General features: G+C 63.1%; 6 protein-coding genes. 4 read left to right on the top strand and 2 right to left on the bottom strand.

What is annotated here, in order from left to right; genetic code table 11:
* Nucleotides 1-24: 24 nt before the first annotated feature.
* A complete protein-coding gene (locus ACWCIA_RS05425) occupies nucleotides 25-2,145 on the top strand; it encodes a hypothetical protein (RefSeq protein ID WP_454161570.1) in 2,121 nt (706 codons plus the stop codon).
* Nucleotides 2,146-2,297: 152 nt separating this feature from the next.
* Here the strand turns inward: ACWCIA_RS05425 and ACWCIA_RS05420 are convergent, their stop codons facing one another.
* Together ACWCIA_RS05420 and ACWCIA_RS05415 are read right to left on the bottom strand one after the other, a co-directional pair.
* Nucleotides 2,298-4,388 carry a M13 family metallopeptidase gene (locus tag ACWCIA_RS05420; RefSeq protein WP_454161569.1) on the bottom strand — a complete coding sequence of 697 codons (2,091 nt, stop codon included), beginning with the start codon at nucleotides 4,386-4,388 and terminating at the stop codon, nucleotides 2,298-2,300.
* Between the two features lie 151 nt (nucleotides 4,389-4,539).
* Nucleotides 4,540-6,594, bottom strand: a complete 2,055-nt coding sequence (locus ACWCIA_RS05415; protein ID WP_454161568.1) for a M13 family metallopeptidase — start codon at nucleotides 6,592-6,594, stop codon at nucleotides 4,540-4,542.
* Between the two features lie 583 nt (nucleotides 6,595-7,177).
* On the opposite strand from ACWCIA_RS05415, the gene ACWCIA_RS05410 reads away from it, so the two are divergent.
* The 3 genes from ACWCIA_RS05410 to ACWCIA_RS05400 all read left to right on the top strand — a co-directional run bounded on the left by ACWCIA_RS05410 (nucleotide 7,178) and on the right by ACWCIA_RS05400 (nucleotide 10,836).
* Nucleotides 7,178-8,596 carry a S41 family peptidase gene (locus tag ACWCIA_RS05410; protein ID WP_454161567.1) on the top strand — a complete coding sequence of 473 codons (1,419 nt, stop codon included), beginning with the start codon at nucleotides 7,178-7,180 and terminating at the stop codon, nucleotides 8,594-8,596.
* Between the two features lie 125 nt (nucleotides 8,597-8,721).
* Nucleotides 8,722-9,843, top strand: a complete 1,122-nt coding sequence (locus tag ACWCIA_RS05405; protein WP_454161566.1) for a beta-ketoacyl-ACP synthase III — start codon at nucleotides 8,722-8,724, stop codon at nucleotides 9,841-9,843.
* A gap of 228 nt (nucleotides 9,844-10,071) precedes the next feature.
* Nucleotides 10,072-10,836, top strand: a complete 765-nt coding sequence (locus ACWCIA_RS05400; protein WP_454161565.1) for a hypothetical protein — start codon at nucleotides 10,072-10,074, stop codon at nucleotides 10,834-10,836.
* The last annotated feature ends 1 nt before the right edge of the window (nucleotide 10,837 follow it).

Below are 10,837 nucleotides of genomic sequence, written 5' to 3'. Positions count from 1 at the left end.
AAAAGTAACTTTTCGAAGACCGCCATGACCTTTCCACTCCAGACTCTTGCACTACGAACCGCTGTCGTCGCAGCGTTCGCCACTACCCTCCTCGGCACGCCCGCCGCTACCGCGGCCACCGTCAGCAACGCGACCACGACCGTGACGAGCACCGCCGTCGGTGTCGTCACCGACGTGCGCGTCGATAACACGGCCGCCACTGCCCAGACCAATGTGCCGCTGACCTTCGGCCAGGTGTTCGCCGCCGGCCACCTGATGCCGGCCGACTCGCTCGTCGGCCGCTTCGAGGACGGCACCAGCATTCCCCTGCAGATCGACGTCAAGGCAACCCATGCCGACGGTTCGGTGCGCCATGCAGTGGTGTCGGGCATCGTCCCGAGCCTGGCCGCGGGCCAGGGCCGCACCTTGTCGCTGATGAAATCGACGGCCGCCAAGAGCGCCGGCCTGGCGCCAACGGCCCTGTCGGCGAACAAATTCAGCTCGGCCGTGCACGCGACGATCGCGGGCGTGCGCTACAGCGCCTCGGCCGATGACCTGATCAAGGCCGGCGCGGTCCAGACCTGGCTGGCGGGCAGCGTCGCCAACGAATGGCACGTTTCGGCGCCGCTCAAGACGGCCGACGGCCGCGTCCACCCGCACCTGAGCGCGCGTTTCGCCATCCGCTGGTACGACGCCATCAAAAAGGCGCGCGTCGACGTCACCCTCGAAAACGCCTGGGCCTACGAAGCAGCCCCGCAGAACTTCACCTACGATGCCCAGGTCGTGGTGGGCGGCGCCGTCGTGTATGCGAAGCCGGCCATGACCCATTACCACCACGCGCGCTGGCGCAAGGTGTTCTGGTGGGGCGGCGACGCCGGCCAGGTGCACGTGAAGCACAACACGGCCTACCTGCTTGCCAGCCGCGCGCTGCCGAACTACGACCAGCGCGTCAAGATCGCCGAGGCCGAACTGGGCGCCATCAAGACCAAGTTCAGCGGCGTCGTCACCGAACCGATGAAGGTGGGCCTGGCCAGGGCAGTCATGTCCGCGACCGGTGGGCGCGACGACATCGGCCTGTTGCCTAGCTGGGCCACCAGCTACCTGCTGAGCATGGACAAGCGCGCCAAGGACGCGACCCTCGGCACCGCCGACCTCGCCGGCAGCTGGTCGATGCACTTCCGCGACAAGAACACGGGCAAGCCGATCACCCTGATGGACTACCCCTACATGACCATCCACGGCACCCGGATCGACACGAAGAACCCGGCGACGGGAAAGTACGAGATCTTCCCGGATTGCCCGAAGACCGTGTGTACGACGCCTTACAAGCACGACTCCTCGCACCAGGCCAATTTCGCCTACCTGCCCTACCTCGTCACCGGCGACCACTATTACCTGGAAGAGCTGCAGTTCTGGTCGATGTGGAACGTGTTCTCGAGCAATCCTGGCTACCGCGGCAATATCCAGGGCCTGCTGCACAAGAACCAGGTGCGCGGCCAGGCGTGGAGCCTGCGCTCGCTGGCCCAGGCGGCCTACATCACGCCGGACAGCGATCGCCTGAAGGGTCACTTCAACCAGATCCTGACGAACAATCTCAACTGGTACACCACCCACTTCACGAACGGCGGCGCCGGCGCGAACGCCCTGGGCGTGATCACCAGCGGTTCGGCCATCGTGTATAGCAGCGAGCTCGGCGTGGCACCGTGGCAGGACGACTTCTTCACCTCAGCCCTGGGCCATACCGCGGAACTCGGCTTCACCAAGGCACTCCCGCTGCTGCAGTGGAAGGCGACCTACCCGATCGAACGCCTGATCGGCACCGGCACCTGCTGGGTCGGCAGCGCGATGTACAAGATGAACGTGCGTCCGACCGCCACCAGCCCGCTGTACAAGACGATTGCGGAAGCCTTCAAGGCCAGCAGCCCGGACTACGTGACGCTCGCCTGCGGCAGCGCCGCCATGGCCACCTCGCTCGGCATCAAGGTCGGCGAGATGGACGGTTATGCCACCTCCGTGATGGGCTATCCGGCCAACATGCAGCCGGCCGTGGCCTACGCGGCGACCTTCGCCGGCGCCCGTGGCGCCGCCGCCTGGACCAAGTTCGAAGCGCGTCCAGTCAAGCCGAATTACGCGAACGGTGCACAGTTCGCGATCGTGCCGCGCTAAGCCGCACGGACAGCCGTGAAAGTAGAAGCCGGAGGGGAAACCCTCCGGTTTTTTTTTGCTGGCGAAACCTGTCGGAGCAAATAAAAAGCCCCGCCAGTCAGACTGGCAGGGCTTTTACTTGATGCTCCGGTTACGTCCCTACAACGACGTGCTTACCAGATGATCACGCGGTCCTTCGGCGCCAGGTACATCTTGTCGCCTTCCTTGACCTTGAAGGCTTCGTAGAAGCCCGGCTGGTTCTTCAGGGTGCCGTTGGCGCGGTACTGGCCCGGCGAGTGGGGGTCGGTCTTGACTTGCGCAATCTGCGCCGCTTCGCGCATCTTCGAGCGCCAGACCTGCGCCCAGCCCATGTACAGGCGCTGCTCGCCGGTCAGGCCGTTGATCACCGGCGCCTTCTTGCCCTTCAGCGAGATTTTATATGCCTTCGCTGCGATGGCCAGGCCCGAGTTGTCGGCGATGTTTTCGCCCAGGGTCAGTTCGCCGTTGACGTTGTAGCCCGGCAGCGGGCTGTAGGCGCTGTACTGGTCGACCAGCATCTTGGTCTTGGCCTTGAAGTTCTTGTGGTCCGACGGGCTCCACCAGTCGCGCAGGTTGCCGTTGCCGTCGTACTGGGCGCCCTGGTCGTCGAAGCCGTGGCTGATCTCGTGGCCGATCACGGCGCCGATGCCGCCGTAGTTGACCGCGTCGTCCGCGTTCGCGTCGAAGAACGGCGGCTGCAGGATCGATGCCGGGAACACGATCTCGTTCAGTTCCGGGTTGTAGTAGGCGTTCACGGTCTGCGGCGTCATGCCCCACTCGTCGCGGTCGATCGGCTTGCCCAGCTTGTTCAGTTCGCGGTTGTACTCGACCTCGCGCGAGCGCATCACGTTGCCGACCAGGTCGTCACGCTTGACGCTCAATGCCGAATAATCCTTCCACTTGTTCGGGTAGCCGATCTTCGGGGTGAACTTAGCCAGTTTCGCCTGCGCTTCCTTCTTGGTCGCCGCGCTCATCCAGTCGAGGGTGTTGATCGAGTCTTTATAGGCCGCCAGCAGGTTCGCCACCAGCTTTTCCATGCGCGCCTTGCGCTCGGCCGGGAAGTGCTCTTTGACATACTGCTTGCCGACCGCCTCGCCAAGGCCGCGCTCGACTACGCCGACGCCACGCTTCCAGCGCGGTTCGTTCTGCGGTGCGCCCGACAGCGTGGTGCCGTAGAAGGCGAAACGCTGATCGACGAAGGCCTTCGACAGGTAGGCGGCATACGCGTCGATCATGTGCATCTGCAGGTAGGCCTTCCAGGTCTCCAGCGAGGTTTTATTTGCCAGTTCGGCAAAGCCCTTCAGGTAAGTTGGCTGGCTGACGATGACGTACGAGGTCTTGCCGCTGATGCCGGCGCCGTCCATCCACGACTTCCAGTCGAAGCCCGGCGCGACCTCGGCCAGTTTCGACAGTTCCACCTTGTTGTAGGTCTTGACCGGGTCGCGGTTCTCGACCTTGGTCCACTGCGCGCGCGCGATCTCGGTCTCGAAAGCGAGGATGGCCTTCGCGTTGGCGGCGGCGTTCTTGTCGCCGGCCATGCTCAGCATCTTCTCGATGTGCTGGCCATATTTGGCACGGGCGTCGGCCAGCTTGGCGTCGTCCGTTTTCAGGTAGTAGTCGCGGTCCGGCATGCCCAGGCCTGCCTGGTACAGGTCGGCCACGTATTTGGTCGAATCCTTGGCGTCCTGGTGGATGTAGAACACGACCGGCACGTCCAGGCCCAGCTTCACGTAGCGCGCCAGCAGGGCCGGCAGCTCGGATTTATCCTTGATGGCGGCGATCTTCGCCAGTTCCGCGTTCAGGGGCGAGATGCCCAGTTGCTCGAGACGCGCTTCGTCCATGTAGCTGGCGTAGAAGTCGCCGATCTTCTGGGTTTCGCTGCCGGCGGCGGCGTTCTTGTCGGCGGCTGCGCGCTCGATGATGGTGCGCAGTTGCGGCAGGGTGTCGTCGCGCAGCTTGGCAAACGAGCCCCAGCTCGATTTGTCGGCCGGGATTTCGACGGTTTTCAGCCACTTGCCGTTCAGGTATTCGAAGAAGTCGTCTTGCGGACGCACGCCCGGCTCGATGTATTCCATCGCGATGCCGGCCGACAGGACCGGAGCCTTGCTCGTTTTTGCGTTATTTGGTGCAGCCACACCTGCCGCGGTTTCCGCCGCAGGTGCTGCCTGGGCCACGCTGGCGACCAGCGCCAGCGTCAATGCGCTCATCAGATATTGTTTTTTCATGTCTCTCTCTTGTCCGTGATGTGGGTACGACCGGATGAAAAACCGGCGCTCGTGGCGCCGGTTCGATGACGGTTGCCGCGATCGGCCGGGATATATGCATGGCATGCATACGTCTGCATGCCCATGCCGTTGACCCGGCCGGTCGATGACTTTACCAGATCTTGACGCGATTCTCAGGCGCCAGATACATCTTGTCGCCTTCTTTCACGCCGAACGCTTCGTAGAAGGCCGGGTGGTTCATCACGGTGCCGTTGGCGCGGAACTGGCCCGGCGAGTGCGGGTCGGTTTTCACTTGCACGATCTGCTGCGCTTCGCGCATTTTGCTGCGCCATACCTGGCCGAAGCCCATGAAGAAGCGCTGGTCGCCGGTCAGGCCGTCGATGACCGGTGCAGGCTTGCCGCCCAGCGAGATCTTGTAGGCTTTATAGGCAATGGCCAGGCCCGACAGGTCGCCGATGTTCTCGCCCAGGGTCAGTTCGCCGTTGACGTTGTAGCCAGGCAGCGGGCTGTAGCCGTTGTACTGCTTGACCAGCATGTCGGCGCGCTTCTGGAAGGCGTCGCGGTCTTCTTTCGTCCACCAGTTGCGCAGGTTGCCGTCGCCGTCGGACTGGCTGCCCTTGTCGTCGAAGCCGTGGCCGATTTCGTGGCCGATGACGGCGCCGATCGCGCCGTAATTGACGGCGTCGTCGGCGCGCATGTCGAAGAACGGCGGCTGCAGGATCGCGGCCGGGAACACGATTTCGTTCATCGAGCTGCTGTAATAGGCGTTCACCGTCTGCGGCGTCATGCCCCACTCTTCGCGGTCGATCGGCTTACCGAGCTTGGCGATGTTGCGGTTGTAGCTGAACTCGGAAGCGCGCTTGACGTTGCCGACCAGGTCGTCCTTGCGGATGGCCAGCTTCGAGTAGTCGCGCCACTTGTTCGGGTAGCCGACCTTCGGCACGAACTTGGCCAGTTTCGCTTGCGCTTCGACCTTGGTGGTCGGGGTCATCCAGTCGAGTTCGTCGATGCTCTGCTTGTAGGCGGCGGTGACGTTCTTCACCAGCTCTTCCATGCGTGCCTTGCGCTCGGCCGGGAAGTGCTTGGCCACGTACTGGCGGCCGGCGGCTTCGCCCAGTGCGCCTTCGACCAGCGAGACGCCGATCTTCCAGCGTGGACGGTTCTCGGCCGCGCCGGTCAGCGTGGTGCCGTAGAAGGCGAAGTTGGCGTCGACAAAATCCTTCGACAGGTAAGGCGAGTATTCGCGCAGCAGGTGCCACTCGAAATACGACTTCAGGGTCGCCAGGTCGGTCTTGGCCAGCACCTCGTTGAAGCCGGTCAGGTAGCTCGGCTGGGCAACGATGATGTAGTCGAGCTTGTTGCCGACGCCGCTTGCCGCCAGCGCCGCATTCCAGTCGTAGCCCGGGGTCAGTGCGCCCAGTTCGGCCACGCTCATCTTGTTGTAGCGCTTGACCGGGTCGCGGTTCTCGACCTTGGTCCACTGCACCTTGGCCAGCTCGGTCTCGAAGTCGACGATGGCTTTGGCCTGGGCGGCGGCGTTCTTTTCGCCGGCCAGCGTCAGGACCTTGGCCACGTGCGCTTCGTACTTGGCGCGGGTGTCGGCCATGCGCTTGTCGTCGAGCTTCAGGTAGTAGTCGCGGTCGGGCATGCCGAGGCCGCCCTGGCCGACGTAGGTGGCGTACTTGGTGGACGCGCGCGCATCCTGGCCGACGCGGATGCCGTATGGGGTGGCGACGCCGATCTTCGACAGGTGGGCCACCAGCTGCGGCACGCCCTTCTTGTCCTTCAGGGTGCGGATGCGCTGCAGTTCGCCCGCCAGCGGTTTTACGCCGAGGGTTTCCAGGCGCGCTTCATCCATGAAGCTGGCGTACAGGTCGCCGATCTTCTGGACGTCGGTGCCGGCCTTCTTCGACGGATCCTTTTGCGCCGCCTCGACGATGGCGCGTACCTGCATCTGGCTGTCGTCGCGCAGCTGCATGAAGGTGCCGTGGCTCGACTTGTCGGCCGGGATCTCGGTGGCCTTCAGCCACTTGCCGTTCAGGTGGGTGAAGAAGTCGTCCTGCGGGCGCACCGACGGGTCGATGTACTGGGTGTCGATGCCGGAAATCGGTGCTGCCGGCTTGGCGGCGTGCTGCGCGGTATCGGCCGCATGGGCGAAGCTCGCTACTGCGGACAGGATCAGGGTGCTCAGAAGGGTACGTTTCAAGGGAATTCCTCGTTTGCCGATAGAAAACGTGCACAGAGCCGCGACCTCTGCCCATGCGCACCAACAGGATTGTTACAGTCGCCCAAACCGCGTCAACACTTGTCATTACAGGACGGATCGTGTAAGGCACGGCGTGCAGGCATCCTGCAAGCATGCACGATCCGGCCTCATCCGTCGAGAGGGTATGTTGCAAAAATCAGTCGGCGGCGGCGCGGTAAAAAAAGGCCCGCGGAGGGGGCCGCGGGCGAAACCACTGCTGAGGAGTGGAGAGAGAAAACCTGGAATCGACTATAGGGTCGGCCCCGCGCCGCCGTACCGACTCTTACAATTACTTACGGGAAGCACAAACCGCTTTACACCTGTAGAGCGTCTAAGAAAACCTTCAGGCAAGGCGCAGCGTCGAAGACAGTACACATGTACGGCAAGACGCTGCAACGCAGGCATGGAGGTTTTGTTAGGCGCTCTTGCAATCTCGCGCCGGTTTGCGGCAGCGCCGGCACGAGCCTGCCCGATTCGGGTTTATACTGGACGCGCGCTATCTCATGCGTGCCCAGGCGGCTCCCCCCGCCGCGATTCGAACTCTATGGCCTCCACTCTCAAGAATACCGGCCTGCTTGCCGTCGGCGTCGTCGCCGGCGTCGCCGTCACCATGCAGTTTTCCGCGCTCGCCTACAAACCGGTCGAGCCGAGCATGCCCCTCGACCAGTTGCAGCAACTGGCGAAGGTGGTCGACATCATCCAGTCCGACTACGTCGAGCCGGTCGAAGGCGGCAAGCTCCTGACCGACGCCATCAGCGGCATGGTCGACTCGCTCGACCCGCACTCGGCCTACCTCGACCCGGCCGCCTACCGCGAGCTGCGCGAGGGCACCGAAGGCAAATTCGTGGGACTCGGCATCGAGATCGGGGAGAGCGACGAGGGCTACGTGGAAATCGTCACGCCGATGGAAGATTCGCCGGCCGAACGCGCCGGCATCCAGGCGGGCGACCTGATCACCCGCATCGACGGGCTCGACGTGCGCGGGCTCGGCCTCGAGGAAGCGGTCAAGCGCATGCGCGGCCTGCCCGGCACCCGCGTCACGCTCACCATCGCGCGCGCAAATGCGCCGCAGCCGCTGGTGCTGACCGTCGAGCGCCAGGAAATCGTCCAGAAAAGCGTCAAGGCCAGGATCGTCGAACCCGGCTACGGCTGGCTGCGCATCGCCCAGTTCCAGGAGCCGACCGTGGACGACATGGCCAATAAACTGGCCGAACTGGCGCGCAAGGAACCGCATTTGAAAGGGCTCGTGCTCGACCTGCGCAACGACCCCGGCGGATTGCTGCAGGGCGCGATCGGCGTCGCCGCCGCCTTCCTGCCCGAGGGCGTGGAAATCGTTTCCACCAATGGCCAGCTGCCCGAGATGCGCGGGCGCTACTACGGCCGGCCCGAGCACTACATGCTGCGCAGCGGGCCCGATCCGCTGCTGGCCGTGCCGCCCCTGTTCAAGTCGCTGCCGCTGGTGGTGCTGGTCAATACCGGTTCGGCTTCGGCCTCGGAAATCGTCGCCGGCGCGCTGCAGGACCACCGGCGCGCGGTCGTTGTCGGCAGCCAGACCTTTGGTAAAGGCTCGGTGCAGACGATCCGCCCGATCGGGCGCGACGCCGCCGTCAAGCTCACCACCGCGCGCTATTACACCCCGAAGGGCCGTTCGATCCAGGCGCGCGGCATCGTGCCCGATTTCGCGGTCGACGAGAACGCCGAGAACGACGGCCTGAACGCCCTGCGCCTGCGCGAGGCCGACCTGCAGCACCATTTATTGGGCGACGACGCCCAGGAAAAGAAGACGCGGCCGGACGACATCGAAGAGCAAATGGCCCTGCTCGACGCGGCACGCGACAGCAAGCCGCTCGACTACGGCAGCGCAGGCGACTTTCAACTGGCGCAGGCGCTCAGGCACCTGAAGGGCGAACCGATCCAGCTGTCGAAGCGTCAAACCGACGAGAAGCTGGCGCGCCGCCAATAAGATCAAAACCTGGAAACGCGGGGCTGGGAATGGTCTCCCCGACAATTCCCAGGCTCCAACCGATTGTGTAGAATCGCCGTCATTCACCGGGAAATCCCCCGTCATCTCCTTTGAAAGTCCCCAACATGAAACCTGTCGTCATCAGCGGCACCGGCCTGTTTACGCCTCCGTATTCCATCTCGAACGACGAGCTGGTGACGGCGTTCAATGCCTATGTCGAGCTGCATAACGCCGAGCACGCCGAGGCGATCGCCGCGGGCACCGTCACCGCCCTCGAGCCGTCGAGCAGCGCCTTTATCGAAAAAGCCTCCGGCATCAAGTCGCGCTACGTGATGGAAAAGGAAGGCATCCTCGATCCGGCCCGCATGACCTCGCGCATCGCCGAGCGCCGCGACGACGAGCTGTCGCTGCAGGCGGAGATGTGCGTCGCCGCTGCGAAGGACGCGCTGGCGCGCGCCGGCCGCGTCGTCGCCGACATCGACATGGTGCTGGTGGCGGCTTCGAACATGCAGCGCCCCTACCCGGCGATGGCGGTCGAGGTGCAGGACGCGCTCGGCATCGACGGCTACGGTTTCGACATGAACGTGGCCTGCTCCTCGGCCACCTTCGGCATCCAGACCGCGATGGCGGCGGTGCAGACCGGCCAGGCGCGCGCCGTGCTGGTGCTGAATCCGGAAATCACCAGCGCCCACCTGAACTTCCGCGACCGCGACAGCCATTTCATCTTCGGCGACGCCTGCACGGCGATGGTCATCGAAGCGGCCGACACCGCCGTCGGCGAGCACCAGTTCGAGATCCTCGAATCGAAACTGAAGACCAGCTTCTCGAACAACATCCGCAACAACTTCGGCTTCATGAACCGCTTCGACGAGTCGGGCGTGGGCAAGGAAGACAAGCTGTTCCGCCAGCAGGGCCGTAAGGTATTCAAGGAAGTGTGCCCGATGGCCGCCGAGATGATCCGCACGACCGTGGAACGCGCCGGGCTGCAGATCCCGCAGGTGTCGCGCTACTGGCTGCACCAGGCCAACCTGAACATGAACCTGCTGATCGCGCGCACCCTGCTCGGGCGCGACGCCGAGCCGAACGAAGCGCCGGTGATCCTCGACAGCTATGCCAATACCTCGTCGGCCGGCTCGATCATCGCCTTCCACAGCTACCAGGACGACCTGCCGCCAGGCGCACACGGCGTCATCTGCTCCTTCGGCGCCGGTTACTCGATCGGCTGCGTCGTTGTACGGAAGAAGTAACATTTCTGTTATAAAACTTTTCGCAGCAAATTCGTGAGCGGTTATTTTTTCCGGCGTTCATCCTATGATGTACGCCGGAAATTTTTTTTAGAAGTACACAATGCTCCGATATTTGTGTCCTGTAAATTTTTGATGATTTAACACACTGTTGCGTAAAAGTTAAAATAATATAAACAGTTCCTGATAATATCCCGTTCAATATCAACAATATTTTGAGGGGACATTGTCATGGCGGAGATCATGGAAAACCAGGCGCTGCGTGCCGAAACACGTCAGCTCGTCGTCGGTCCGGCGGACATGTTCCGCATTCACCGCAAACTCGTCAAACTTGCCCTGCTGCTGGTGCTGGCCCATTGCGGTGCCATGGCATTGAAATACTATGCGGGCAACGATATCGCCTTCGGGCTGGTGCCGCTCTTCGATTTCTACGAAGAGCACAATGCCCCCACCTATTTTTCGTCGCTCAACCTGCTGCTGACCTCGGTTTTGCTGTTCACGATTGCGCGGCTGGCGGGCGAAAACAGCCAGGGCAAGAGCCAGGGCCATGCCTGGCGCATCCTGGCGGCGGGTTTCCTGTTCATGTCCGTCGACGAGTTCGCCGACCTGCGCCATATCCTGGCCACTGCCGTCAAGGCCGTGTCGGGCTCCGGCTTCGAAGCGGTGCCGCTGCTGTCGGTGGCCTGGACCGTACCGGTGGCGGCGATCCTGGTCGTGCTGGCCGTGTATTTCGTGCCCTTCCTGCTGCGCCTGAAGAAGGTATATACGATCAATTTCGCACTGGCAGGCGCAGCCTTCGTGCTGGCCGCCATGGGCTTCGAGACGGTCCAGGGCTACCACGTGGCGCAGACCAATGGCGTGCGCGACTTCACCTTCATGGTGCTGGTCACCGTCGAGGAAACCCTGGAAATCTTCTCGATCCTGTATTTCCAGTATTTCCTGCTGCGCTACATTAACGAGTACCACCGCAACATCTTCGTACGCCTGAATTACTGAT

The organism is Massilia sp. SYSU DXS3249, from assembly GCF_053668055.1.
Note: the sequence above shows the minus strand (reverse complement) of the source record. Positions and strands in the feature narration are given on the sequence as shown.